Raw genomic sequence first — 25,276 nt, 5'->3', positions numbered from 1 at the left:
CGATTCCGCGTACGCGGGGCAGGCGGACGACTCCGCGTACGCCGATCCGGATTCCACGCGGGTATACGCGGAACCGACTGTGGCGCAGGCGTATTCCGATACGCCGCCGCAACCCTATTCGCAGGCCGCCGAAAACGTCTTCACCGAAAGTCATCCGGGGCTCGGGAACTACCCGCAGTATCCGGATCGAGAACAGCCACCCGCACCGCACGGCACGCCCGACCACCTTCCCGCACCGGACTCGGCCCCGACCCAGTATCTGGCGCCGGCGGAGCACCACGCACACGCGGCTCGCACCGACTATCCGCCGCATGGCGATTACCCCGCGCGCACCGGCCGCCCCCTGGGCCGCGACGAACCGGAGTACGGCTATGACGAGTACGACGAGCCCGATTACTCCGAGTCTCGTCCGAGTCGCTCCATAGCGCTGCCCATCATGGTGGCCGTTTTCGCCATCGTCGCGTTGACCGTCGGCGGCGCGATCGCCTGGCAGTCGTTCGGCCGCGGGCAAGTCGAGACGACCTCCGCCGCCGCGCACTCCGAGGAGTCCGCGCCGGTGGCCGGGCCCACCACTCGGGCGCCGAGCCGCACATCGGCCCCGTCGGCCACGTCGACCTCGGCGAAGCCGACCCAGGTCACGCTGCCCGCGGGTGCGAAGCCGTGCGGCCAGGGGCAGGCCGCCGCCGGGACGTTCACCCAGTCGGCGACGGGTACCGCCGTGACCAGCTGTGCGTTCGCCGAGGAGGTGCGCAGAGCCTATGCCGCACTCGGCCAGTCGCAGAACGCGACTCGTGACGCGCCGCGCTCGGTCGTCGCGATCAGCCCGGTCACCGGCCGCAGCTACACCATGAACTGCCTGCCCGAAGGTCAGGTCGTCACGTGCAGCGGCGGCGAGAACGCGGTGGTGTACGTCTACTGACGGTGCGGCGCAGGTCGGCTACGGCACGGCCGGGCTTCCGCCCGGGACCACCGGCAAGCCCGCCGCCTTCCAGGCTCGGAACCCTCCGACGAGGTCGGTCACCTGACGCAGTCCCAGACGCAGCCCGTCGGCGGCCGCGAGACTGGAGGCGTAGCCCTCGTTGCACACGATCACCACCGGGGTGTCGGCGGCGACGCCGGGCAGCCGGTGGTCGCCGTTCGGGTCGAGGCGCCACTCCAGGACGATCCGCTCGACCACGACCGCGCCGGGTATCTCACCCTCGGCACTGCGGTTCGCGTGCGGCCGGATGTCCACGATCAGTCCGCCCTCGGCCTGCACCGCGGCGGCCTGCTCCGGCGTCACCCGTTCCAGCTGCGCTCTGGCCCTGGTCACCATGTCCTCGGCGCCTGTACTCATCGTGCATCCACTCCGCTCGCTGACGTCCCTGCGAAGTCAGCCAGCGTACGGTATTCGCGGACCGGTCGAAGCGGGGGAGAGTACGCGTGCACCGACGCGGCGGGCCACGGCTTGTCGTTGCGCAGCTGATGCGCTCGATCGGGGCCGAATCCGACCGTGTCACCTGCCCGTCGTTCCGCCTTCTGGACCGTCCCGCCCAGATGCAGATATTCCTCGCTGAGTTCCCCCACGGTCATGGTGAACGAGCCGGACGCGCCGCCGTGGTCGTGCGGTTCGGTGCCCTGCCCAGGAGCCCAGGACAGCAGCCACAACTCCACGCCCATGGTCAGGGCCAGGCGGGTCCACCAGCGCTGCTCGGCGTCGAAGCGCACGATGTCCAGCAGCGGCGTGGCCAATTCCGCGGCCACCAAGCTGGTCAACCGGTGTAACTCGGCGGGTGACCACAGCGTCCGCTCCGGGTGGATGGCGTCTCGAACCAGCGGCACGTCGATGTCGGGATGGATATCGCGCGCGTGCTTGAGGTTCACCGGAACGGATGTGGTCACATGTGCTCCTGACGGGATCGATCGGATGAGCGGCTCGTGGCTGCCGCGTGGATTCTCCGCCATCGCGCCCGGATTTTCACGAATCACGATCAGGGCGAATAAAATTCATCGATCGCCGTCACGGCCGCACACCGGGCCTCGGCGTGCGGCGCCACCGCCGTTCGGCTACCCGAACCCGGGCATCGGCGGGGATTCCGGGAAGACGACGGGCAACGACACGAGGGCACGGTGGAACGGTCCAGGTCGCCAGGACAGCTCTTCCGGCTCGACCGCCAGTCGCATCTCGGGCAGGGCATCCAGTAGTTGGTCGATGGCGTCCTGCGCGATCAGGTACGCCATCGATTTGGCGGGGCAGGAGTGCGGTCCGGCTCCCCAAGCCAGGTGCGCCCGGCTGTCGGTGTGCTGGCCGGTGTGGATCGCCGGATCGTTGTTGCACGCGGCCATGCTGATCACGACCGGCTGGTGCGCGGGCAACCACACGTCGTCGATCAGGATCGGCTGTTTCGGGTAGCTGAAGCAGTAGTTGGCGCCGGGCGGGTCGTCGAACAGTACCTCGTCGAGTGCGTCGCGGGTGGACAAGCTGCCGCCGAATATCCCGCCCGCGAATCGGCGGTCGGTGAGCATCAGCCGCAAGGTGTTGGCGATCAGGTTCTGCTGTGGCTCGATCCCCGCCCCGTACAGGGTGACCAACTGGTGGATCATCTCCATGTCGTCGAGGCCGACAGGGTGCCGCAGCAGTCGCGAGGTGATGTCGTCCCCCGGACTCCGCCGTTTCATCTGCACCAGGTCGAACAGCGCGTCGGCGAGCATCGCGTTGCCCTTGTCCGCGTTGACGCCCTCGAAGATGGCGGCCATGCCGATCGCGACGTGCTGCCCGATCTCCGGCGGGCAGCCGAGCATCGAATTGAGCACCGCGAATGTGAGCGGGAACGCGTACTGGCTGATCAGATCCGCCGCACCGTCCTGGCAGAAGGCGTTGATCAGCGGGCCCGCGATCTGTTCGGTCGTCGCGTGCAGTGCGTGCAGGTCGACCGCGTCGATAGCGGCGACATTCACCTGCCGGTAGCGCTGGTGCTCGAATCCGGTGTTGCGCAGCGCGTTCGGCCGCCACTCCATCATCGGCAGGATCGGGCAGCCACCGGGAATGCCCTGCTGCCAAGTGCGTGGGTCCGAGGGAAAGTGCACCGGGTCGTTGAGGATTCGCAGCGCCGTGTAGTAACCGATCACCAACGTCGCGGGCACATTCGGCGCCAGTTCGATCGGCACGAGCGAGCCGTACCGGCGGCGCATCTCACGGTAGGCGTGATGCGGGTCCGCGGCGAATGCCTCCGTGTACAACGCGACCCGTGGCCCGTCGGTGTCTAGTGGCGAATTGTGCTGAACTGGACAGCTTTTCGTGCTCTCAGAAGTGGATTGCGGGGACTGTGGCGTGGACAAAGGGCATGACTCCAGAAGAGGAGGCTCGTCGCCGGTGCGTGCGGGGCACGCGGGGTCGGCTACGCGCCGGTCAGGTGCATGTTTTCCGATGTAGCTACGGGATCGTAAGCAGTTCCGGCGCCGTGGTGGGGCGGTTTGAGTCGCCCGATCGGTGAACGCGGAGCTGTTCGCGGCGGCTGCGTCGGTCCGGGGCTTGCTCGCGCCGCTCGGCAGGCGCCTCTCGACCGTGTTTCGTCATGGCCGCCCTCGTCGTCCCCGTAGGGGGTTTATCGGCTCAGTGCCGCATCGCGATTCATCCGGGAAGGTGGTCCGTCGCACTGGCGATTCAGTGATGGCAGAGGCCTCGGTCACGTACGTCCGCTCATTCGGACGGGCGTGGATGCCCCGCCGGAGCGCCTCTTCAGTATCAGCGGAAGCGTCGTGGCGACTGAACCGAGCCCCGCCGTTGCGCGACCGGCGGTTCGGCGTTCATGCGATGGTCGGCCTGATCATTCGCCGAGGTCCGCCGCATACCGTTCGGAGAGCGAGGCGATGCGTTCGGCGGGCCAGGGGCACCGGAGGTCTCCTCGGGTAGCGGCGAAGAAGACTTCCAGGTGGACGTGCCAGGCGGCCAGCAGTTGGGGCCGTAGCCTAGCCAGTTTTTCCGGCAGGGTCTGGGTCAGCTCCACCCGCACGCCGAGGTCGGGATCGGCTTCGAAGGACCAGCGCACGGTGCCTGCCACCGCGTCGTCGTGCCGCCACTCGTACTCCAGCCACCGAGGCGGCTCGACACCGACGAGCTCACCCGCCTCGACGTGCGCGTTGGTCGCCCGGATCGGCGGCGGGCCGCCCACGGTCGGAGTCTGCTCCTCGGTGAGCAGCGACCACAGCCGGTCCCGCGGCTGCCACACCAGGTCGCGAGCGAAGCGCAGCGCATAGCCGTCGGCGACCTCGGCGCAGTCGCCCGTGTCCAGCCCGAATTCCGCTGTGTAGTACTCGATATCGGCGGGCCAGGTGGTGTCCGGTTCGGTGTGGCCACCGTCGAGCGCGGCCGTGAGTGCCGCCAGGCAGCGGTCCCAGCCGACCGCTGACCGCGCGGCGCCGAGCCGCGCGCCGGGCCCGCCGCCGAGGACATGGGTGAAGATCAGCAGCGTTGCGTCCCCATCGGCCACCAGCTCGAAGCGCAGCACGTCCCGGTTCCATCGGAACATGTAGACCTTGGGTGGGTCGAATTCGAGCACCTCGCCGTGGGACATGCTGTCGGCTGTCTCCGGTGCGTCGGCGAAGGTGAATCGCATCGCTGCGCCGGGCCGCGGCTCGGTCGTGACAGCGGCGGGGAACCAGGCGGACATCTGGCTCGGATCGCTGATCGCGCGCCACACTTTTTCCGGGGGATGGGCCAGCCTGCGTTCGAACCGCAGGGTGGGCGCGCCGTCGACGGTGCGCAGTCGTGCTCGGGGCTCGCTCATCGGTGTCCTTTCTCGTCGGGCATGGCGTCGAGATGACGTTCCAGGGCGTCGAGGCTGGTTTCAGGGCTGTGGCCACGACCGCAGTGCGATGTCCACGGTCCGGCGCAGGTGCGACGGTTTCGCGCCCGAGGCCGCTTGGACCGCGATCCCGTCGGAGACCGTCATGAGGTAGCGGGCGAGGTCGGCGGGTTTGCTGTCCTCGGGGAGGTCGCCGTCGGCGCGTGCTCGCTCCAAGCGCCGCCGCAGCGCGGCCTCGCCCGCGAGGCGCACCGCCACCGCGCTCTTGCGGCTGTGCTCGGCTTCCGGCCCGCAGGCTTGCGCGCTGCGCACCGATAGGCAGCCGGGGCTGTCGTGCCCGGTGGTCAGCTCGATCGCGCCGGCGAGGTACGCGGCCGCGACCGCGCGGGCGGTCGGGAGTTCGATGGCTTCGGTGAGGTAGCGCCCGGGTCCGTCGACATAGCGTTCGAGCGCTCGGTCGAACAGTTCCGCTTTGCTGCCGAAGGCGGCGTACAAGCTGGGACGGTTGATGCCCATCGCCGCGGTGAGATCCGACAACGCGGCGCCCTCGTAGCCGTACCGCCAGAACACCTCCAGCGCGCGGTCCAGCGCGCTGTCGATGTCGAAGCTCCGGGGCCTGCCTCCCGGCATGGGCACCTCCCACTGCTGTTTGCCTATCGGTACCTTAGGCCGCCGCGGTGCGCGCTCACAGGTCGCCGACCGGTCTGCGCACACCGGTTTCCGCGGCTTCGGCGATGGCGTCGACGAGGCGGCGCTGGCGCAGGCCCACGGTGAAGTCGGGCCGAGCGGTCCTGCCCTCGGCGATGGCGCTCGCGGTCTCGCGGTAGACGCCCGCGACGTGGGCGACGGGACCTGGGGGCAGTGTGGACGGCACCAGGCGGTAGCGCTCCGGGACCGGGAGTTCGCTGATCAACCCCTGATCGGTGCGCAGTTCGATGCGCCAGTCGGCCCAGTGCGGATACATCCCGGCCTGCACCGGGCTGATCGCAAGAGCCCCCTCCGTACCGCGAATGTGCAGCGCGAATCCGGACGGAGCGTCCGCGTTTCCGCCGTGCACGGTCACCGCGGCGACCGCGCCGCTCTTCAGGCGACCGGCCAGGACCAACTGCTCCGGCTGCCGATTCGGGACGGTCCGGCCGGTGCCGACGACGGTCAATTCGTCGTGCGGTGTGGCGACGACGGCGGACACTTCGGCGAGTTCACCGGCCAGGTGTTCGAGCACCGCGAGCACGTGCCCGGCCATGATCGTCAGCAGACCGGTGCCCTGGGCGGGATCGGTGGTCCAAGCCAATTCCGGCCGAATCGAACCGCCGCCGAACGGATCTCCGGCGGCGATGACGGTGACCGCGGAAACGGCGCCGATCCGGCCCGCCGCGAGCAGATCGCGGACGAAGTTCACCGACGGCGAGTGGTAGCCCTGCAAGACCACCGCGTGCACTACATCCGCCGCTGTCGCCGCCGCGGTCAGCTCGGCGCTCTCGGCCGCGCTCGCGCCCATCGGCCACTCGCAGACGACGTGCTTGCCCGCCGCGAGCGCCGCGCGCACCACCGCGGCGTGCCCCGGTGACTTCACTGTCGCCACAACCAGGTCCACCTCGGGATGCGCGGCCAACTCGGCCGCGTCGGTGAACGCGTGCGTGGCGCCGGTGGCCTCGGCCGCGGCGGCGGCCGAGGCGGGGTTGGTCGTCGCCACCGCCGCGACGCGGAACTCGGGCAGTGCGGCCAGCGCGGGCAGGTGGGTCGCGGCGGCCCAGCTTCCGGTGGGATTCGCGCCGACGACGCCGACACCGAGCGGGGTGGTGCTACCGGTCATGAGGACTCCTAGTTCTGTACCGTTTGGTAGTAAACTAGGCGCGCTACGGCCGCGCGGCAACCGATAATGTACCGATAGGTAAAAAATTTCGACGCCGACTGGAGAGTGCGCCCCTCCTGCTCCAGTGGTGATTGCTGAGAGATTGCGAATAAGTGTGCTAGACATTTGCGCTGGATCGGAACGGCGATGCTCCGGGGTGGTCTGGCGCGGGAATGCCCGCGGATCGGAAGATCACGTCCGGGCAGTGGCGTCACTCTGGCGAATCGGCGGTGACCGTGCTTGCGGCGGGGAGCGTCGGCCGGGCTCGATCCGATCGTGGCTGCCGAACGGCATGGCGGTGGTCGTTGCGGCCTCGCCCGCCGCGCGGCGGATGTCGCCGCTGGTGCGGCCCTCCGACGACGACGAGGAGGGCTTGCGTCGACCGCCTCGATGTGCTTTCCGCCAAGGCGGGTGCATCTCGTGGTGAAGCCCGCCAAACGCGCTCGCGGGAAGCCTTGCCCTCGGGGGCATACCTCCGGCACCCAAAAAGTCCTGCGGTAATACTCGAATGCTATTGAGCGCGACCGGGGTGCGCAGACCTGTTCGGCAGTGGCCGTGGCGGTCAGAGGTTTTCGGTGAACTGGGGCGTAATCAATTCATCTAGTACGTTCTCCGGGATAACGAGAAGCAGTTCTCGGGTGAGGCCGACGGCGAACGTCGGTTCCGAACCCGGCCGCTCGGCGACATCGGGCGGGTAGGTGGAGGTGTCCATGCTTGTTGACCGCGCCGTCGTCATCTGGCGGGGAGACAAGAGTCAGTCGACCCGAGGCCGCGCCCCTGCCGTCGCGGTCGCCGGTCGGCGAGCCGGGGGAGTTCGCGAGAAGAATGTGCCGAAAATGTCTACTGATCGATTCCGCAGAGTTCGAAACGTCCTGGGTTGTGCGGCGCTTGCCGCGGCTCTGGTAGCCGGGTGTAGTACCAACCGCGCCGAGGATTCGTCGAGCGAGCCGACCATCACCGAGGCCGCGGCCCGCACCGACCAGAAGGGCCTGTCCATCATCGTGCCGGGCACCTTGGCAGCGAGCTATGCCGAGCTCGCCGCGGGCGTGCGCGGGAAGATGGGCATGGCCATCGTGCCGGTCGGCGGCGAGCAGCCGATCACCTTCGGCGAATGGACCAGCGGTCCGGCCTGGTCGACGATGAAGGTGCCGCTGACCGTCGCCGCGCTGCGGCGCAGTCCGAGCAGCTCTAACTACGCCGCGTCGGCCGCGATCACGCAATCCGACAACGCCGCCGCCGACGTGCTGTGGCAGTCGCTGGGCACGCCGCAGGAGGCGGCGCAGGCCGTGCAGGCGGTGCTGCGCGAAGGTGGGGACAGCAAGACCGTCGTGCCCGCCACCCGTGCCCGTGCCGAACACTCGGCCTTCGGTCAGGCGGAGTGGTCGCTGATCGACCAGGTGCGGTTCGCTTCACATTTGCCGTGTCTGCCCCAGACCGACCGCGTTACTTCGCTGATGGAACAGGTCATCGCCAGCCAGCGCTGGGGTCTCGGCGAGTTCGGCGGCGCCGAGTTCAAGGGCGGCTGGGGGCCGGACGTGTCGGGCAACTACCTGGTGCGGCAGTTCGGGATCATCAACGTCCCCTCGGGGCAGATCGCGATCGCGGTCGCGGTGCAGCCGGAGTCGGGATCGCTCAGCGACGGCATGAACGTTCTGGACAAACTGGCCACCGTCGTCTCCCAGCATCTCGGCGAGCTGGCCGGGGGTCATTGCGCGGCCGCGTGAGGTCATCTGTCCAGGTCAGTGTTACGCGACGTTCACGGGGGCGGGGCTGCCGAGATCGGACATGGGGGGCAAGATAGCGGCCATGCGCATCGGAGTTCTGACCGGAGGCGGAGACTGCCCAGGACTGAACGCGGTCATCCGCGCCGTCGTTCGCACCGCGAACGGCCGTTACGGAGACGCGATCGTCGGCTTCGAGGACGGTTGGCGCGGCCTATTGGAGGACCGAAAGATCCAGATCCGCAACGACGACCGCACCGACCGGATCCTCACCAAGGGCGGCACCATCCTCGGCACCGCCCGCACCAACCCCGACGTGCTGCGCGCGGGCCTCGGCCGGATCAAGCAGACCCTGGACGACAACGGCATCGAAGCCCTGATCCCGATCGGCGGCGAGGGCACGCTCACCGCCGCGAGCTGGTTGTCCGACGAAGGCGTACCGGTGGTCGGCGTCCCGAAGACCATCGACAACGACATCGATTGCACCGACGTCACTTTCGGCCACGACACCGCCTTGAACATCGCCACCGAGGCGATCGACCGGCTGCACACCACCGCCGAATCGCACCAGCGCGTCATGCTCATCGAGGTGATGGGCCGCCACGCGGGCTGGATCGCGGTCGGCGCCGGCATGGCGGCGGGCGCCCATCTGACGCTCGTGCCGGAGGTCCCCTTCGAGGTCGACGAGGTGTGCGCCATGATCAAGCGGCGTTTCCAGCGCGGTGACAAGCACTTCATCTGCGTCGTCGCCGAGGGATCGCACCCCGCGCCGGACTCCGGGTTCACCTTGCGCGAGGGCGGCATCGACGAGTTCGGCCACGAGCGGTTCACCGGCGTCGCCCAGCAGCTCGGCGTGGAGATCGAGCGGCGCATCGGCAAAGAGGTCCGCACCACCGTGCTCGGTCACGTGCAGCGCGGCGGCAGCCCCACGCCCTACGACCGGGTGCTGGCCACGCGCTTCGGCCTGCACGCCGCCGAGGCGGTGCACGCGGGCAAGTTCGGCCAGATGGTCGCGTTGCACGGCACCACCATCGACCTGGTCCCGCTGTCGGAGGCCACAAAGCAGCTCAAGCGGGTGCCTTCGGAGCGCTACCGCGAGGCGGAGGCGTTCTTCGGTTAAGGGCGTCGCATATGGCAGATGAACTCAGCGGTGAGCTGTGGTTACCGCCGCTGTCGGGGATCCATACCGTCGAACTGAAGCGACGGCTTGCCCGGCTACCCCGCGCCGGTAGCAGCGCTGAGGAACGTGATCAGGTGGACGCGATGTTCGGCCGAGATCGGCTCGATGAGGGCCTCGAGGCGTGGTGATCGTCTCCGGGGCGACCGCGCCGGTCGCTTCGACGCGGATGTGCATATGTCCGGATACGCTGGCCGGTATGGCCGAACTCCCTGTGCACGATCTGCCGGATACCGCCGTCGACGTCCTGCGCCGCCGAGCGCGCGCGGCCGGGTTGCCGCTGTCGCGGTACATCGGGCGCGAGCTGGTCGCGCTGGCCGGTCGACGCACGGCGGACGACGCGGTCGTCGAGTTCTTGGAGTCCGAAGGACGCGACCTGGCCCCGCAAATAGATGATGACGCGGTGGCTCTGGTACGGCGGTACGACCTTTCGATCGAGGCGCTCGACGTTCTGGGTCGCCGCGCTCGCTCCGCGGGTGTTCCGCTGGGGGAGTATGCGCGTCGCGAACTGGTGCGGCTGGCGCGGCGCAGCACCGTCGAGGACGCGTTGCTGGAGTTCCGCGAGGTGCAGGAACGGGATCCGAGTCCGCGACTCGACATGGCGGAGATCGCCGCGGCCGTGCGGTACGCGCGCGGCGAATAGGCCGGGGCCGGCCCGCGTCGTCGGTACTGTGAGTCGCATGCGCAGTGGGCGACTGATCGCGTTGGCACTGTTGGTGATCACGGCAGTGGCGGCCGGGTGCTCGGAGTCGAATCCGCCCGAGCCGACCACGGGTGACTGGCACGGCGCCGTCGAGGTCCCCGGCCAGCCGGTGCAGGTCGGCGTGAGTTTCCACGACGACGGCACGGCCACCGTCGACATCCCGGCGCAGGGCATGAGCGGCGTGCAACTCAAAGACGTCAGCACCGACCGCAACGGCGTGTCTTTCGCGGTCCCCGACGTCCCTGGCGATCCGGTGTTCCACGGCAAGTACGAGTCCGGAACCGACCGGATCACCGGAGATCTCACCCAGGCGGGGCAGAAATTCCCGCTGGCGCTGAGCCGGGGCAAGGTCGTACCGCCGGCCCATCCGCAGGAACCGAAGCCACCGTTCCCGTACAAGACCGAGGATGTCACCTACGGCAACGGCGGCATCACTATCGCGGGCACGTTGACCGAACCGCAGGGCCCTGGCCCGTTCCCGGCCATCCTCATGATCACCGGAAGCGGCGCCCAGAACCGCGACGAGGAACTGATGGGGCACAAGCCGTTCCTGCTGCTGGCCGACACCTTCACCCGCGCGGGCTACGCCGTGCTGCGCACCGACGACCGAGGCGTCGGTGGCACCGGCGGCAAGCTGGACGACGCGAACTACACCGACCTGGCCGAGGACGCCGCCGCGGGCGTCCGCTTCTTGCGGGCCCGCTCCGAGATCGACCCGGCGCGGGTCGGGCTCTTCGGCCACAGCGAGGGCGGCTACCTTGCGCCGCTGGTCGCCGCGCGCCCCGACAGCGGCGTCGCGTTCGCCGTCCTGATGGCCGGACCCGGCGTCCCTGGCTCGGACGTGCTCGTCGAACAGACCCGCTTGCTCGCCACCGCGAACGGAACACCTCCCGACCAGGTGGAGACCCAGGTCCGGGACATGGCCGAACTGTCCGCCCTGCTGAAGGCGGGCGACCTCGACGGAGCGAGACAACTGGCCGTTCGGCAGAACCAGGCCCTGCCCGCCGACCAGCGCGTGCCCGACGATCAGGCGGCCGCGCAGATCACCCCGTATCTGGCCGCCCTGGTCGCCTACGATCCGGCGCCCGCGCTCTCCGCCCTGCGGATTCCGGTGTTCGCGTTCTTCGGCGGGAAGGATCTCCAGGTGCCCCCGGCGCAGAGCGAGCAGCCGATGCGCGACCACCTCGCCGCCGATCCCGATGCGACCGTTCACGTCTTCCCGGGTCTCAACCACCTGATGCAGCACACCGAGACCGGCCTTCCCCGCGAGTACGGCGCCATCGAAACGACCATTTCTCCCGAGGTGCTCGACTACGTCACCGGCTGGCTGCGGCAGCGGGTCCCGGTGAAGTAACACCGCGCCGCGGGACGCGAGAGCCGCTGCGCTGCGACGGGAGCGCTTACCTAAACTGATGGCCATGAGCGCACCCACGGTCGACCTGATGGATTACTCGGATGTCATCGCCCGGTTCGAGCCGGTGCTCGGCATGGAGGTCCACGTCGAGCTGAACACCGCGACGAAGATGTTCTGCGGTTGCCCGACCGAGTTCGGCGCCGAGCCGAACACCCAGGTGTGCCCCGTGTGCCTCGGCTTGCCCGGTTCGCTCCCGGTGGTCAACCAGAAGGCCGTCGAATCGGCCATCCGGATCGGGCTGGCGCTGAACTGCTCGATCACGCCGTGGGGCCGGTTCGCGCGGAAGAACTACTTCTACCCCGATCAGCCGAAGAACTACCAGATCAGCCAGTACGACGAGCCGATCGCCACGAACGGGCACCTGGACGTGGTGCTCGACGACGGCAGCATCTTCCGTGTCGACATCGAGCGCGCGCACATGGAGGAGGACACCGGCAAGTCGGTGCACATCGGCGGTGCGACCGGCCGCATCCACGGCGCGAGCCACTCCCTGCTCGATTACAACCGGGCGGGGGTGCCGCTGATCGAGATCGTCACCAAGCCGATCACCGGCGCGGGGGAGCGCGCCCCCGAGGTGGCGCGGGCGTACGTGACAGCGCTGCGGGATCTGCTGAAGTCGCTCGGGGTGTCCGACGTGAAGATGGAGCAGGGTTCGCTGCGCTGCGACGCGAACGTCTCCCTGATGCCCATCGGCGCAACGGAATTCGGCACCCGCACGGAGACCAAGAACGTCAACTCGCTGCGCAGCGTCGAGGTCGCGGTGCGCTTCGAGATGCGCAGGCAGGCCGCTGTGCTCGCGGGCGGCGGCACGATAGTCCAGGAGACCAGGCACTTCCACGAGGCCGACGGCACCACTTCGCCCGGTCGCCGCAAGGAGACCGCCGAGGACTACCGCTACTTCCCCGAGCCGGACCTCGAGCCCGTCGCGCCCGCGGCGGAGTGGGTCGAGCAGTTGCGCGGCACGATCCCCGAGTACCCCTGGCTGCGCCGCGCGCGCATCCAGTCCGACTGGGGCCTGTCCGACGAGGTGATGCGCGACCTGGTCAACGCGGGCGCGCTGGACCTGATCATCGCCACCGTCGACGCGGGCGCACCGGCCAACGAGGCGCGCTCCTGGTGGGTCGCCTACCTCACCGAGAAGGCCAAGGAGCGCGAGGTCGCGCTGGAGGAGCTGCCGATCAGCCCGGCCCAGGTCGCCGAGGTGATCAAGCTGGTCGACGCGAAGACGATCAACAACAAGGTGGCCAAGCAGGTCGTCGACCACGTGCTGGCAGGCGAGGGCGACCCGGCGCAGATCGTCGAGGCCAAGGGCCTCGGCATGGTCAGCGACGACAGCGCCTTGCAGTCGGAGGTGGAGAAGGCCCTGGCCGCGAATCCCGACATCGCCGACAAGATCCGCTCCGGCAAGGTGCAGGCCGCGGGCAAGATCGTCGGCGACGTCATGAAGGCGACCCGCGGTCAGGCCGACGCGGCGCGCGTCCGCGAACTGGTCCTGGCTGCCTGCAGCTAGGTTCGGCGGTCGACCCCGACCGCGCTGTATGACGTGGTCGGGGTCGGTGGCGTGGTGTAGCGCGCGTTCGGCAGGTAGAGCCGCTCCTCGTACGCCGCGACGGTGGTCGGTACGTCGAAGCGCGGGTCCGTGACGCGTCCTACGACCGATCCTGTAATGCCCGCGTGGTCGAGCGCGACCACCGCGATCGTGTTGGACCGGTTCTGCACGACCAGAAGTGTGTCGCCGCGCAGCAGCAGTCCGTCCCCGTTGGGCAGCGTCTCGGCGCCGAGGTCGATCCGCCGCGTCGTGCCCGTCGCCGGGTCGACGCGGAACAACCGGCCGGTCACCGACTGCATGATGATCAAGCCGGTGCCGTCGGGTGTGCGCACGATCCCGTTGGCGTTGATCGCTCCGGGCTCGTAGCGGATGTCGCCGGTCAACGGGCGTCGCACCACCGCCGTGGGTGAGGGCAGAGCGTCCTGGTCACCGACGGGCAGATGGTAGAGCACGGGCGTGCGCGAGTCGGTGAACCACGCGCCCGTGGGCGTGAGCACGACATCGTTGACGAACGTGTCCGGCGAGATGCCGAGGGGGTAGCTCGCCAATACCGCGCCCGTGCCGGTGTCCACGACGCGTGCGTCGCCTCCGGTGCCACCGGCGACGAACAGCCGACCGTGGTGGTCGACCTGGAGTCCGAGCGCGGGCGTCCCCGGCCCCTGGCTCAGGATCTCGCCTCGCCCGGTCACCAGGTCGGCGCGGTAGATGGAGCCGTCGACTCGCGAACCGAAGTAGGCCACCGGCCGTGAACCGATGGCGATGCCTTCCGGCTGGAACCCGGCGGGCAGGTCGATCCCGGCGGCGAGGACCGGAGGGTATGCCGCCGTCCGGTCCCCGGGCGCCGACGCCGCGACGCCGAGACAGCCGAGCGCGGCCGAGATCGCCAGGACTCGCTTCATCTCATTGCTCCTCTGTTTCGGTGGTCGCGGGGCCTGCGGCATCGGGCCGAGACGTTCAGGGAGTGCCGAGCGTTTCGACGTCTCCGTAACCGACCGTGAAATGACCATTCCCGCAGGGATTTTCGAGCTCGTCCAGGACGGCTACGGCAAGGTCTTCCGCCGAGATCCGGGACGTGCCGTCAGCGCTGGTGATGAGCGTCGTGGTGCCCCGCCGGTACTTCCCGGTGCGTTGTCCGGGTTCGAGGAGGGCGGGTGGGCTGAGATAGACCGAGTCGGCCGGATGCGCCCGGCAGGTCTCCCATTGCGCGACGCTCGCGGCGGCGATGGTGCGGATCGACGCCGGTACGTATTCCGGACTGTCGAGTACCAGCTGCTCGGGGTGTCCCGGAACCCGTAGCGGCGCGGCGCCGCCGACGACGAGGATGCGCGTCCCGGTGGCCGCGGCCGCGTCGAGCAGGGCTGTTGTAGTCGTCGTGACGGTGTGTTCCTGCCCAGCGGCCGCACGGGTCGCGGCCACGATAGCGTCGGCGCCGTCGAACAATTCGCTCATCCGGACCCTGTCGTTCGCGTCGCCCTCGACAACGGTCACCATGGGCGGCAGGGCGATCCGCGGCCCTGTCCGGAAGACGGCGACGATCTCGTGGCCGCGGCCGGCGGCCTCGTCGACGACGCACGAGCCGACCATGCCTGCGGCTCCGACAACGGCGATCTTCATTTCGATATCCCTTCGGGTGCTGCGAGAGGAGCGGAGAAGCGGGTGGGCGCGGGAAGCTGTCCCGCGACGATCGCGGCGAGCGCGAGCCCGAACCCCGCGAGTTGGACCGGGCCTAGTGTCTGGCCGAGCAGAACGGCGCCGAGAACCGCCGCGACCAGCGGCGAGAGCAGAACCAGAACCGCGACGGAGGTGACGGGCAAGGAGCCGATGCCGCGGAACCACAGGACATACGCGAGCAGACCCCCGACCAGCCCCAGCCATAGGTATCCGAGAACGGCGGGCGGGTCGATCGCGGGAGGCGGCCCTTCGACGAAGAACGTGAGAGGCAGCAGGAACAGCCCACCGGCGGTGAGTTGCCAGCCCGCGAACGCCGTGGGACCGGCCTCGGCAGGCCGCCCCCACTTCTTCGTGAGGGTCAGGCCGAGCGCCATGGAAGCCGCGGCGGCAAGACCGGCGACAACCCCGATGAGGTCCAAGGCCGCGTCCGGCCCGATCACCACCAAGCCGACGCCGACAAGGCCTATCGCTCCCCAGACCAGGCGCCAAGCGGAGGGGCTTTCGCCCAAGATCACCACGGCCAAGACGGCCACGACGAGCGGCTGGGCCGCCGCCAAGGTCGCGGCCACGCCGCCCGGCAAGCGTTCGGCGGCGAGGAACAGCATCGGGAACAGCAGCCCGATGTTGAGCACACCCAGCACCGCGGCTTTGCCCCACCAGGCTCCGCGCGGCAGCGTCCGCGTGATCGCCAGCGCGATCAGACCCGCAGGCAAGGCCCGCAGGAGACCGGCGAACAGCGGGTGTCCCGGTGGGAGCAGCTCGGTGGTGACGACATAGGTGGTGCCCCATGACGCGGGAGCGAGCGCCGTCAGGACGGTGCGCGGCAGGGTTCCCAGTGGCGCAGTTCCGCCGAAAACCGCCTGTGTTGCTGGACTTTTCACCTTCGCAGTCTCGCGCGGAAGTGATCAATGAGTCCAACACATGTTTGTCAATTCATCAATCGTGTTCAAAGATCAATCCATGGAGCTCCAGCAGATGCGCTACGTCATCGCCGTGGCCGAGACGAACAGCTTCACCCGGGCCGCCGAACGATGCCTCGTCGTGCAGTCCGCCCTCAGCCATCAGATCGCACGTCTGGAACGGGAATTGGGCGCGCGACTCTTCGAGCGCACCAGCCGCCGGGTGCGCCTCACACCGGCCGGCGCGGCGTTCCTCCCCGCCGCCCGGCAGTGCCTCGACGCCGCCGAGCGCGCCGCCGCCGAGGTGGCCGCGGCGGTCGGCGAGGTGCGCGGGCGGCTCGCCGTCGGGCTGATCCCCACCGTCGCCGCGGTGGACATCCCGGAGGCGCTGCGCGATTTCCGCCGCCGCCACCCGCACGTGCGCATCAGCCTGCGCGTGGGTGCGAGCGAGGAGCTGGTGGAGAAGGTCGAGCAAGGAGCCATCGATGTCGCATTCCTCGGATTGCCGACGACGGCACGACCCCGAGGCGTGGTCGCGCACGAACTCGCCCGCGACCGGCACGTAGCCGTCGTCGCGCTGGACCATCCGCTCGCCGGAGAGCGGTCGATCGACCTGCGCACGCTGTCCGCCGAGGTCTTCGTGGATCTCCCGGCCGGGACCGCCGGACGTCTCCAGTCCGACCAAGCCTTCACTGCCGCCGGTCTGGACCGCGACGTCGCTTTCGAAGTGACCAGCGCGGACTACATCGCCCGACTCGTCCGCCCCGGCCTCGCCATCGCCATGCTCCCGTCCACTTACGTGCCCCAACTAGAGGGCGTGACCACCATCGAGGTCACCGACGCCCCCGCCCGAGTCGAATACGTCATCTGGAGCCGCAGCCGCACACCGGCGGCCACCGCGTTCCTCACCGTTCTCGGCATCGCCGCGCAGACCTCGGACGACTCCTGAAGAATCTCGCCTCATTTCGGCCCGAGCGCCGCACCGGGAGAGATGCTGTGGAGTGACATCCTGACCTTCTTCGCCCCCCCTGACCTGATCGGACTCTGCCGGATGTGTCGGTGTCGAGTGGCACGAGCGAAAACCTGGGTCCGTCCGTCGCTTCCGAGGGCGGTCGGCGCCGGTTCCGACAGCGAGATCGGCGCGCATGCCGTTGCGCGCTCGGCTCAGTTGGGGGCGGCTGTTCGTTCGTGCGGAAAGAGTGAGCCGCAGCCACCGCCCACCTTGCCGAGGCAAAGCCTCAGATCGCACGGTTACCGCAGCGCGGACCCAGCACACCTTGCCGAGGCGGAGCCTGAGGCCACGCGGTTACCGCCGTCCGCGCCCAGCGCACCTCGACCACGTCTTTCGAGCGAAGCGAGACCGAGCATGCGCCGTTCGCGGCTCGGACGCGAGCCAAGAGGGGGCCGCGAACACGCCGCGACGAAGTCGCGGCCGACAACTCAGTCCGGTCCGCCGCCTCCGGCCTGCGGGGGCGGGATGCGGACGACGCGGTCGTCGAACGGTCCCGGCTGGCCGTCGGTCTTGTTCACCGTGGTCACCCAGATGGTTCCGTCGGCGCCGACCGCCGCGCCGCCGAGTTGCCCGTACTTGTCCTGCGCGGTCAGCGTCGGCGTCGCGGTGACCGCGTGGGTGGTGGGGTCGGCGGCGGCGATGGCGAGGGCCTTCGCGCGGGTCATCGAGATCGCGACACCGTCCGAGGCGGCGGCGCACCCGGCGACGCCGGGCCGATCCGGCCAGGTCCACATGGTGGTGACCACGCCATCGCCGCCGAGTCGCTGCAGCCGGTCCTCGGCGGCGGTGCGGTCGGTGATCCAGATGCTGTCCTTGCTGTCCCGGCACACGTCCCCGGCGGTCCCGATGCCCGAGACGGCGACTTCCGGCGTGAGTGTGCGGCCGGGCACCGGGGAGTTCACGCGCAGCAGCTTGCCCGCGAGGGAGCCGGCCGAGGCGGCCGCGCCGGGATTGCCCGCGTCGCCGGTCAGCACGAGCATCTGGTCGGACGAGGCGAATTCGATCGCGCCGTGATTTCCGCTGGAGCCCTTCGGGATTCCGGTGAGCACGTCCTTCGGCGAGCCGCCTTCGGCGATGCGGACCACCCGGTTGTCGCTGCCGGTGGTGATGTACGCGTACATCAGGCCGTCTTCGTTGTAGGTCGGGGACAGCGCGATGTCGCTGAGGCCGCCGTCGCCGGAGCCGTCCACGTCCAGGCGGGCGATCTCGACCGGCGGCTGGTCGGGCACCACCTTCAGGATCCGCCCGGTTCTGCGCTCGGCGACCAGCGCGCCGTCGGGAAGCGCGACCAAGCCGCCGGTGGTGTCCAGGCAGGTGGCCACCACCGCGGGGTCGGGATCGATGCACGGGCCGCTCGGCCGGGTGGTCGAGGTGGGCGGCTGGCTCGGTTTCTTCGGGTCGATGTTGGCTCCGTGCAGGGTCGGTTCCGGAGTGAACGGACTGGACGCCGAATCGTCGAACCGGGCGCAGCCGACCAGCAGGACGGAGCCGAGCGCCAAGCTCGCCGCGACGCGGCCCACGACAACCAAACTCATAGCCCAGACGTTACGGAAATTCCGTCGCCCGCGCCCTTCCGGGTGGGGGTGTCGCGCGCGCACTGACACGCCGCGCTGTACTTGCCCGCCCCGGTGCGGTGCGGCATAGGGTATTGGCCGTGACCGACAAGCCGAAAGACACGCCCGAATCCGAGGCCGGGAACGCCGCTCCTTCCACGGCCGAGCAGGCGGCGGTGTCGTCCACCGGTCGGGGAGTGACCAGCCCGTACGATTCGCCGACCGAGCAGTTCGAGCGGGTGGATCCGGCCCAGCGGCCGCAGCTGTCCAAGGACGTCCCGCGCACCGAGGAAGAACTCGGGCTCGAGCCCGAGGTCCCCACCACCGGCGCGAACAGAACCGCTGCGGGCGCGACAGCGGCGCCCACCTACGACTACGCCAGCATCCCACCCGCCCCGGCCCCGCCGAGCGACACCGCGCGTCTACGTCGCCGCAACGGCGAGGTCCGCCGCGGCACGCTCGATCTCGGACTGTTGCTGCTCCGCTTGGTCGTCGGCGTCACTTTCCTCTACCACGGCCTGCAGAAGCTGACCGGCTGGTTCCATGGCCCCGGCCTGGACGGCACCCGCGACATGATGGAGCGCGGCGGCTGGGACCACCCGAGCGTGTCCGCACTCCTGGTGACAGCGGGCGAGGTCGGCGGCGGTGCGCTGCTGATCCTCGGCCTGCTGACTCCGCTGGCGGCCGGTGCGGTGCTCGCGGTCATCCTGGACGCCTGGGCCTGGAAGCAGGGCATGGCCCCCGGGTTCCAGTACAAAGCCGGTCCGGGAGCGGTGGAATACGAGAGCGTCCTCGCGGGCGTCTCGGCCGTCATCATCCTGACCGGCCCCGGTCGCCTGTCCTTCGACCGCAACCGTGGCTGGGCCATCCGCCCCGCCTCCGGCTCCTTCGTCATCCTGCTTCTCGCTGTGGCGGCCGCGGTCGGCGCGTACTGGTACCTGCACGGCGGCAACCCACTGACGGGCATCGGCCCCTTCGACTGATCAGTACGAACAAGAGGCCCTTCATCCCGTAACGGGATGAAGGGCCTCCGTCGTTCGCCACCTGAGGCTGCCCCTGACAACTGATTTCGCATGGACATGGGTAACTCGCCGGGTACGCCCAAAAACCGTGACCCACCTGACGCAGGACCTGAGACCAGGTCCTGTCGCACCGAACTCGTACGGCCTCGAGACCCCGAGAGGCGGGGGAGCCTAAGGCACGTGGCGGACAGCGCCCTTGTCGGCTGAGGTCGCCATCGCGGCGTACGCCCGCAGCGCGGTCGTCACCGGACGATCGCGGTTGACCGGTTGCCAGGGCCGTTCGGAGGCTTCCATCTTCGCGCGGCGCTCGGCGAGCGCCGCATCGTCGACGAGGACCTCGAGCGTGCGGGTGGTCACGTCGATGCGGATCTGGTCGCCGTTCTCGATCAGGCCGATGACACCGCCGCTGGCCGCCTCGGGGGAGATGTGCCCGATCGACAGGCCCGAAGTGCCGCCGGAGAAGCGGCCGTCGGTGATCAGCGCGCACTCCTTGCCGAGGCCGGAGCCTTTCAGGAAGGCGGTCGGGTGCAGCATCTCCTGCATGCCGGGGCCGCCCGCTGGCCCTTCATAGCGGACCACGATCACGTCGCCCGGCTTGATCTTCTTGCCGAGGATGACCGACACGGCCTCCTCCTGCGAGTCCACCACCACCGCGGGGCCCTGGAAGGAGAACAACTCCTCGTCGATGCCCGCGGTCTTGAGCACCGCGCCGTCGGGCGCGATGTTGCCGCGCAGCACGACCAGGCCGCCTTCCTTGGTGTAGGCGTGCTCGAGGTCGCGGATGCAGCCGCCCTCGGCGTCGGTGTCCAGCGACGACCAGCGGTTGTCGGTGGAGAACGGCTCGGTGGTGCGCACCCCGCCCGGGGCGGCGTGGAAGAGTTCGATGGCTTCCTGAGAGGCCTTGCCCGAGCGGATGTCCCAGGTGTCGAGCCATTCGTCGAGGCTCGCGGTGTGCACCGTGGTGACGTCGGTCTCCAGCAGGCCCGCCCGGCGCAGCTCGCCGAGGATCGCGGGGATGCCGCCTGCGCGGTGCACGTCCTCCATGTGGTAGTCGGAGTTGGGCGACACCTTCGACAGCGTGGGCACCCGGCGGCTGATCTCCTCGATGGTGTGCAGATCGAAGTCGACCTCGCCTTCCCGCGCGGCGGCGAGCGTGTGCAGCACGGTGTTGGTCGAACCGCCCATCGCCACGTCCAGCGCCATCGCGTTGCGGAACGCCTTGGCGTCGGCGACGTTGCGCGGCAGCACGGACGCGTCGTCCTCGCGGTACCAGCGGTTGGCGATGTCCACCACCACGGTGCCCGCCCGCTCGAACAGCGCCCGGCGCGCGGCGTGCGTCGCGAGGGTGGAGCCGTTGCCGGGCAGCGCCAGACCCAGTGCCTCGGTGAGGCAGTTCATCGAGTTCGCGGTGAACATGCCGGAGCAGGAACCGCAGGTCGGGCACGCGGAGCGCTCGACCTCGGACAGACCCTCCTCCGACACCGCCTGATTCGCGCTCGCGGAGATCGCGGTGATCAGGTCGGTCGGCGCCTGCGCGACCCCGCCGACGACGACGGCCTTGCCCGCTTCCATCGGCCCGCCGGAGACGAACACCGCCGGAATGTTCAGCCGCATGGCCGCATTGAGCATGCCCGGGGTGATCTTGTCGCAGTTGGAGATGCAGACCAGCGCGTCGGCGGTGTGCGCGTTGACCATGTACTCGACGGAGTCGGCGATGATCTCGCGCGAGGGCAGCGAGTAGAGCATGCCGCCGTGACCCATGGCGATGCCGTCGTCGACGGCGATGGTGTGGAATTCGCGCGGCACGCCACCGGCGGCGCGCACCGCGTCGGCCACGATCTCGCCGACGTTCTTCAGATGCACATGGCCGGGGACGAACTGGGTGTAGGAGTTCGCGATGGCGACGATCGGCTTGCCGAAGTCGGTGTCGGTCATGCCGGTGGCGCGCCAGAGTGCGCGTGCGCCTGCGGCATTGCGGCCGATGGTCGTGGTTCGTGAACGAAGCGGTGGCATTTCGATGGTCCTCGGGTCGCGGGGGCTGACGTGCGACGGCGCAGAGCGTGCTCGGCGGAGCACCACGTTACTCCCGGTGGGCGTGCCCACCTGCTGGGTGGTGTGGCGTCTCATCGCGGTCGGCCGGGTCGGGTGTGTCGCCGGTGCGTGGTGTCGCGGGCGACGACGGTGACGCCGGAGGTACCGGAACGTCGGGGTGGGGACGAGGAGGATCAGTGCTCCGGGGAAATCATCCCATCACTCGACCGCAACCTCCCAACGGCGGCGAATGTTCCGCTTCGGCGCGATGGGGCTCGAGCCGGGCAACTGGAGCGTCGGTCGGTGTGACCGAACTCGCTACGTCGCGCTGTCGCGTCGCGTGCCTTCTTCGGCGTTCTCGCCGGACTTCGCCAAGCCATTGGTCGCCGGATCGCCCTCGGTATTCGAGGTCCCGCTACTCGCGTCCGAGGGTTCGGCGGGGGACTCTCCCGTCGCGGGTTCCCTCGGCTCCGCGAACGGGTCCGGAATCCGTCCGCCGGAGAAAGCGGCCAGATCGCGCAGCCGGTCATAACTCACCGCGGGCAACTTCACTTCGCTGCCGTCGGTCAGGTCGGCGCGCACGTATCCACGCTTCGGGATTCGCACACCCTTCACCTGTGCCCAGTCGAGGTGGCGGGAGCCGAACAGCGTCCGCAAATCCAGCCCCGCGTCCGAGACGCCGGTCTGCGTCCGCAGCACCCAAGCCAGCACCGCGACGGGGATCAGCAGCAGCCACCACAGTCCGGCGGGCCAGCCGACGAAGGGGAAGAACACGCACATCAGCAGGATGAATACGCCCAGGAACGCCAGCCGTGGGATGCGGATCACATGGGCGTCCGAGGCGCCACCCGTATCCGTCGTCCCCGCGGGTGTGTGGGACGATTCAGACGGTGGCACGGACTGATGCGGTGATGACACACCACCATCCTCGCATCCTGATGAACGGACACAAGCAACCGCACTCTCCCACATAATGGGACACACGGGGTCATCTGTTTGACTCTTCGGTTCACACCCGCTTAACGTCGTGCGCGTGAATCGAAACGAGTTGCTCGTAATCGGCCGGCGCGTCCAGCGTTGAGCCTGACACACTGAGTCGAATACGTCAGCTCGCGTTGCGACGCGCCACCCTCGATCAGCCCTGCGCTGTCGGGGGCTTTTTTATGTTCGGACTAATGTCCGGCATGGCGAAGCGCAAGACACCGCTGACACAACATCCGGGGTCGGAACCACAACCAGTAAGGAACGAAGACGGTGAGCGCACCTACCGCACGGCCCGGGCCTTCGGCCCGTAGGCCAGCGCCTTCGGCGAATCAGCAGGCCACGCCCGCTGCCAACGCGACGTCCGCGGCCAACCGCCGCCAGCTCCCGCCCGAGCGGGTCACCGGCGCGCAGTCGGTCATCCGGTCGCTCGAGGAGCTCGGCGTCGACACCGTATTCGGCATTCCGGGCGGCGCGATCCTTCCCGTCTACGACCCGCTTTTCGATTCCACCAAGGTGCGTCATGTGCTCGTCCGCCACGAGCAGGGCGCGGGCCACGCCGCCACCGGTTACGCCCAGGCGACCGGCAAGGTCGGTGTGTGTATGGCCACATCCGGCCCCGGCGCGACCAACCTGGTCACCCCGATCGCCGACGCGCAGATGGACTCCGTCCCGATCGTCGCCATCACCGGCCAGGTCGGCCGCGGCCTGATCGGCACCGACGCGTTCCAGGAAGCCGATATCTCCGGCATCACCATGCCGATCACCAAGCACAACTTCCTGATCACCGAGGGCGTCGACATCCCGCGCATCATCGCGGAAGCGTTCTACCTCGCCGCCTCGGGCCGTCCCGGCGCCGTGCTGGTCGACATCCCGAAGGACGTGCTGCAGGCGCAGACCACCTTCACCTGGCCGCCGGAGATGCGGCTGCCCGGCTACCGTCCGGTCACCAAGCCGCACGGCAAGCAGGTGCGCGAGGCCGCGCGGATGATCATGGAAGCCAAGGCTCCCGTGCTCTACGTCGGCGGCGGCGTGATCAAGGCCGACGCCTCGGCCGAGCTGCTGCAACTGGCCGAGCTCACCGGCATCCCCGTGGTCACCACGCTGATGGCGCGCGGCGCGTTCCCCGACAGCCACCGCCTGAACATGGGCATGCCCGGCATGCACGGCACCGTGGGCGCGGTCGCCGCGTTGCAGCGGTCGGATCTGCTGATCACCCTGGGCGCGCGGTTCGACGACCGCGTCACCGGTCAGCTGGACTCCTTCGCGCCCGGCGCCAAGGTCATCCACGCCGACATCGACCCGGCCGAGATCGGCAAGAACCGCCACGCCGACGTCCCGATCGTGGGCGACTGCCGCGAGGTGATCGTCGAGCTCATCGAGACACTGAAGGCCGACCCTTCGGCGGGCGACGCGCTGCCGCTGGCGCTGACCGACTGGTGGACCTACCTCGACGGCGTGCGCGACGCCTACCCGCTGGGCTGGACCCCGCCCGCGGACGGTTCGCTGTCGCCGGAGTTCGTCATCGAGGCGCTCGGCCGCCTGGCCGGACCCGACGCGATCTACTGCGCGGGCGTCGGCCAGCACCAGATGTGGGCCGCCCAGTTCATCAAGTACGAGAAGCCGCGCACCTGGCTGAACTCCGGTGGCCTGGGCACCATGGGCTACGCCGTCCCGGCGGCCATGGGCGCCAAGATGGGCGCGCCGGACAAAGAGGTGTGGGCGGTCGACGGTGACGGCTGCTTCCAGATGACCAACCAGGAGCTGGCCACCTGCGCCGTCGAGGGCGTCCCGATCAAGGTCGCGCTGATCAACAACGGCAACCTCGGCATGGTGCGCCAGTGGCAGACGCTGTTCTACCAGGAGCGTTACTCCAACACCGACCTGGGCACGCACACCCTGCGCATCCCCGACTTCGTGAAGCTCGCCGAAGCCCTCGGCTGCCACGGCATCCGGGTGGAGCGCGAGGAGGACGTGGAGGCCGCGATCCGCGAGGCGCAGTCCATCAACGACCGTCCCGTGGTGATCGACTTCATCGTCGGCAAGGACGCCCAGGTGTGGCCGATGGTCGCCGCGGGCACCAGCAACGACGAGATCATGGCCGCTCGCGGCATCCGCCCGCTGTTCGACGACGACGAGCAGGCCTCCGAGCCCGCGGTCATCCACACGGCGATGTCGCACGAACAGAACAAGGTGAACAACGGATGAGTACCACGCATACCCTCAGCGTTCTCGTCGAGGACAAACCGGGCGTGCTGGCACGGGTCGCGGCGCTGTTCTCCCGCCGCGGCTTCAACATCGAGTCGCTGGCGGTCGGTGGCACCGAGCTCCCCGAGATCTCGCGCATGACCATCGTCGTCACCGTCGAAGACCTGCCGCTGGAGCAGGTCACCAAGCAGCTCAACAAGCTGGTGAACGTCATCAAGATCGTGGAGCAGGATTCCGACAGCTCGGTGGCCCGCGAACTGATCCTGGTGAAGGTGCGCGCCGACGCCAGCGTGCGGACCCAGGTGATCGAGGCCGTGGGGCTGTTCCGCGCGAAGGTCATCGACGTGTCGCCGGACGCGCTCACCGTCGAGGCGACCGGAACCCGGTCCAAGCTCGACGCGCTGCTGCGGATGCTCGAACCGTACGGCATCCGGGAGATCGTGCAGTCCGGTGTCGTCGCGGTGGGGCGTGGACCGAAGTCCATCACCGCCACCCGATGAGCTGACGAGCGGCATACCGATGGGGCCGACCGCACAGCGGCGGCCACACGCTAGTCTTTCTGCGATCGACGGTTGGCGTGCCGCCTCCCCGCTCACGCGGGAATGATCCCCTCCCGCGGCTGCGGGGGTGATCCGATCCAGAACAACGTAAATCCGCACCGGCGCAAGCCGGTGTGCCCCGCCTCGCGCGGGGATGATC

General features: G+C 69.2%; 23 protein-coding genes. 10 read left to right on the top strand and 13 right to left on the bottom strand.

Going from position 1 to position 25,276, the window contains the following annotated elements; translation table 11 throughout:
• Window positions 1–937: 937 nt before the first annotated feature.
• The 7 genes from ACWESM_RS03180 to ACWESM_RS03150 form a co-directional block, all read right to left on the bottom strand.
• Window positions 938–1,336 (bottom strand): rhodanese-like domain-containing protein, encoded by a 399-nt coding sequence (locus tag ACWESM_RS03180; protein WP_355078813.1) that lies wholly within the window; start codon window positions 1,334–1,336, stop codon window positions 938–940.
• Complete coding sequence (locus ACWESM_RS03175) at window positions 1,333–1,881, bottom strand: cysteine dioxygenase (protein ID WP_356961158.1); 549 nt, start codon at window positions 1,879–1,881, stop codon at window positions 1,333–1,335. Before ACWESM_RS03175 ends, ACWESM_RS03180 begins: the two co-directional genes overlap by 4 nt.
• Window positions 1,882–2,046: 165 nt before the next feature.
• Entirely contained in the window at window positions 2,047–3,318 is a 1,272-nt protein-coding gene (locus ACWESM_RS03170) for a cytochrome P450 (RefSeq protein WP_452490879.1), read from the bottom strand.
• Between the two features lie 488 nt (window positions 3,319–3,806).
• Window positions 3,807–4,766: an SRPBCC family protein gene (locus tag ACWESM_RS03165; protein ID WP_452490878.1), complete on the bottom strand. Its 960-nt coding sequence runs from the start codon at window positions 4,764–4,766 to the stop codon at window positions 3,807–3,809.
• 60 nt (window positions 4,767–4,826) lie between these two features.
• Complete coding sequence (locus ACWESM_RS03160; RefSeq protein ID WP_364429258.1) at window positions 4,827–5,414, bottom strand: TetR/AcrR family transcriptional regulator; 588 nt, start codon at window positions 5,412–5,414, stop codon at window positions 4,827–4,829.
• Between the two features lie 55 nt (window positions 5,415–5,469).
• Window positions 5,470–6,597: a Gfo/Idh/MocA family protein gene (locus ACWESM_RS03155; RefSeq protein WP_364429255.1), complete on the bottom strand. Its 1,128-nt coding sequence runs from the start codon at window positions 6,595–6,597 to the stop codon at window positions 5,470–5,472.
• A gap of 601 nt (window positions 6,598–7,198) precedes the next feature.
• Complete coding sequence (locus tag ACWESM_RS03150; RefSeq protein WP_355078819.1) at window positions 7,199–7,348, bottom strand: hypothetical protein; 150 nt, start codon at window positions 7,346–7,348, stop codon at window positions 7,199–7,201.
• A gap of 124 nt (window positions 7,349–7,472) precedes the next feature.
• Here ACWESM_RS03150 and ACWESM_RS03145 point away from each other — a divergent pair, with 124 nt between their 5' ends.
• The 6 genes from ACWESM_RS03145 to gatB all read left to right on the top strand — a co-directional run bounded on the left by ACWESM_RS03145 (window position 7,473) and on the right by gatB (window position 13,161).
• Window positions 7,473–8,360, top strand: coding sequence for a hypothetical protein (locus tag ACWESM_RS03145; RefSeq protein ID WP_355078820.1), 888 nt, complete (start codon window positions 7,473–7,475; stop codon window positions 8,358–8,360).
• A gap of 82 nt (window positions 8,361–8,442) precedes the next feature.
• Window positions 8,443–9,477: an ATP-dependent 6-phosphofructokinase gene (locus tag ACWESM_RS03140; protein ID WP_355078821.1), complete on the top strand. Its 1,035-nt coding sequence runs from the start codon at window positions 8,443–8,445 to the stop codon at window positions 9,475–9,477.
• 11 nt (window positions 9,478–9,488) lie between these two features.
• The gene (locus ACWESM_RS03135) at window positions 9,489–9,665 is read left to right on the top strand and encodes a hypothetical protein (protein ID WP_355078822.1); all 177 of its coding nucleotides are present in this window, start codon (window positions 9,489–9,491) and stop codon (window positions 9,663–9,665) included.
• Window positions 9,666–9,733: 68 nt separating this feature from the next.
• Window positions 9,734–10,177: a hypothetical protein gene (locus ACWESM_RS03130; protein WP_355078823.1), complete on the top strand. Its 444-nt coding sequence runs from the start codon at window positions 9,734–9,736 to the stop codon at window positions 10,175–10,177.
• Between the two features lie 37 nt (window positions 10,178–10,214).
• A complete protein-coding gene (locus ACWESM_RS03125) occupies window positions 10,215–11,591 on the top strand; it encodes an alpha/beta hydrolase family protein (RefSeq protein ID WP_364429249.1) in 1,377 nt (458 codons plus the stop codon).
• Between the two features lie 64 nt (window positions 11,592–11,655).
• Window positions 11,656–13,161 (top strand): Asp-tRNA(Asn)/Glu-tRNA(Gln) amidotransferase subunit GatB, encoded by a 1,506-nt coding sequence (gene gatB / locus ACWESM_RS03120; protein WP_355078825.1) that lies wholly within the window; start codon window positions 11,656–11,658, stop codon window positions 13,159–13,161.
• Here gatB and ACWESM_RS03115 read toward each other — a convergent pair.
• From ACWESM_RS03115 to ACWESM_RS03105, 3 genes are read right to left on the bottom strand one after another with little or no spacing between them, the layout of a single operon-like run.
• Window positions 13,158–14,099 (bottom strand): SMP-30/gluconolactonase/LRE family protein, encoded by a 942-nt coding sequence (locus ACWESM_RS03115; RefSeq protein ID WP_364429245.1) that lies wholly within the window; start codon window positions 14,097–14,099, stop codon window positions 13,158–13,160. The two genes, gatB and ACWESM_RS03115, sit on opposite strands and share 4 nt — an antisense overlap.
• Window positions 14,100–14,154: 55 nt before the next feature.
• Entirely contained in the window at window positions 14,155–14,814 is a 660-nt protein-coding gene (locus ACWESM_RS03110; protein ID WP_452490877.1) for an NAD(P)-dependent oxidoreductase, read from the bottom strand.
• On the bottom strand, window positions 14,811–15,752 hold the full coding sequence (locus ACWESM_RS03105) for an EamA family transporter (protein WP_452490876.1): 942 nt from the start codon (window positions 15,750–15,752) through the stop codon (window positions 14,811–14,813). Before ACWESM_RS03105 ends, ACWESM_RS03110 begins: the two co-directional genes overlap by 4 nt.
• A 79-nt stretch (window positions 15,753–15,831) precedes the next feature.
• On the opposite strand from ACWESM_RS03105, the gene ACWESM_RS03100 reads away from it, so the two are divergent.
• Window positions 15,832–16,719 carry a LysR substrate-binding domain-containing protein gene (locus tag ACWESM_RS03100; RefSeq protein WP_364429239.1) on the top strand — a complete coding sequence of 296 codons (888 nt, stop codon included), beginning with the start codon at window positions 15,832–15,834 and terminating at the stop codon, window positions 16,717–16,719.
• A 491-nt stretch (window positions 16,720–17,210) separates the two neighbouring features.
• On the opposite strand, the gene ACWESM_RS03095 is transcribed toward ACWESM_RS03100, so the two are convergent.
• Window positions 17,211–18,317 carry a PQQ-dependent sugar dehydrogenase gene (locus ACWESM_RS03095; protein WP_356961177.1) on the bottom strand — a complete coding sequence of 369 codons (1,107 nt, stop codon included), beginning with the start codon at window positions 18,315–18,317 and terminating at the stop codon, window positions 17,211–17,213.
• 119 nt (window positions 18,318–18,436) lie between these two features.
• On the opposite strand from ACWESM_RS03095, the gene ACWESM_RS03090 reads away from it, so the two are divergent.
• Complete coding sequence (locus ACWESM_RS03090) at window positions 18,437–19,318, top strand: DoxX family protein (RefSeq protein ID WP_452490875.1); 882 nt, start codon at window positions 18,437–18,439, stop codon at window positions 19,316–19,318.
• 210 nt (window positions 19,319–19,528) lie between these two features.
• On the opposite strand, the gene ilvD is transcribed toward ACWESM_RS03090, so the two are convergent.
• Complete coding sequence (gene ilvD, locus ACWESM_RS03085) at window positions 19,529–21,370, bottom strand: dihydroxy-acid dehydratase (protein WP_364429234.1); 1,842 nt, start codon at window positions 21,368–21,370, stop codon at window positions 19,529–19,531.
• A gap of 336 nt (window positions 21,371–21,706) precedes the next feature.
• Window positions 21,707–22,216: a PH domain-containing protein gene (locus ACWESM_RS03080; RefSeq protein ID WP_355080632.1), complete on the bottom strand. Its 510-nt coding sequence runs from the start codon at window positions 22,214–22,216 to the stop codon at window positions 21,707–21,709.
• Window positions 22,217–22,642: 426 nt separating this feature from the next.
• Here ACWESM_RS03080 and ACWESM_RS03075 point away from each other — a divergent pair, with 426 nt between their 5' ends.
• Together ACWESM_RS03075 and ilvN are read left to right on the top strand one after the other, a co-directional pair.
• Window positions 22,643–24,577 (top strand): acetolactate synthase large subunit, encoded by a 1,935-nt coding sequence (locus ACWESM_RS03075; protein WP_364429231.1) that lies wholly within the window; start codon window positions 22,643–22,645, stop codon window positions 24,575–24,577.
• Window positions 24,574–25,077 (top strand): acetolactate synthase small subunit, encoded by a 504-nt coding sequence (gene ilvN / locus ACWESM_RS03070; RefSeq protein WP_039799659.1) that lies wholly within the window; start codon window positions 24,574–24,576, stop codon window positions 25,075–25,077. The genes ACWESM_RS03075 and ilvN overlap by 4 nt, the downstream gene beginning before the upstream one ends.
• The last annotated feature ends 199 nt before the right edge of the window (window positions 25,078–25,276 follow it).

The sequence above is a fragment of the Nocardia sp. NPDC003999 genome, from assembly GCF_053604885.1.
The sequence above is the reverse complement of the archived record's forward strand: the minus strand, read 5'-3'. Positions and strand labels throughout refer to the sequence as shown.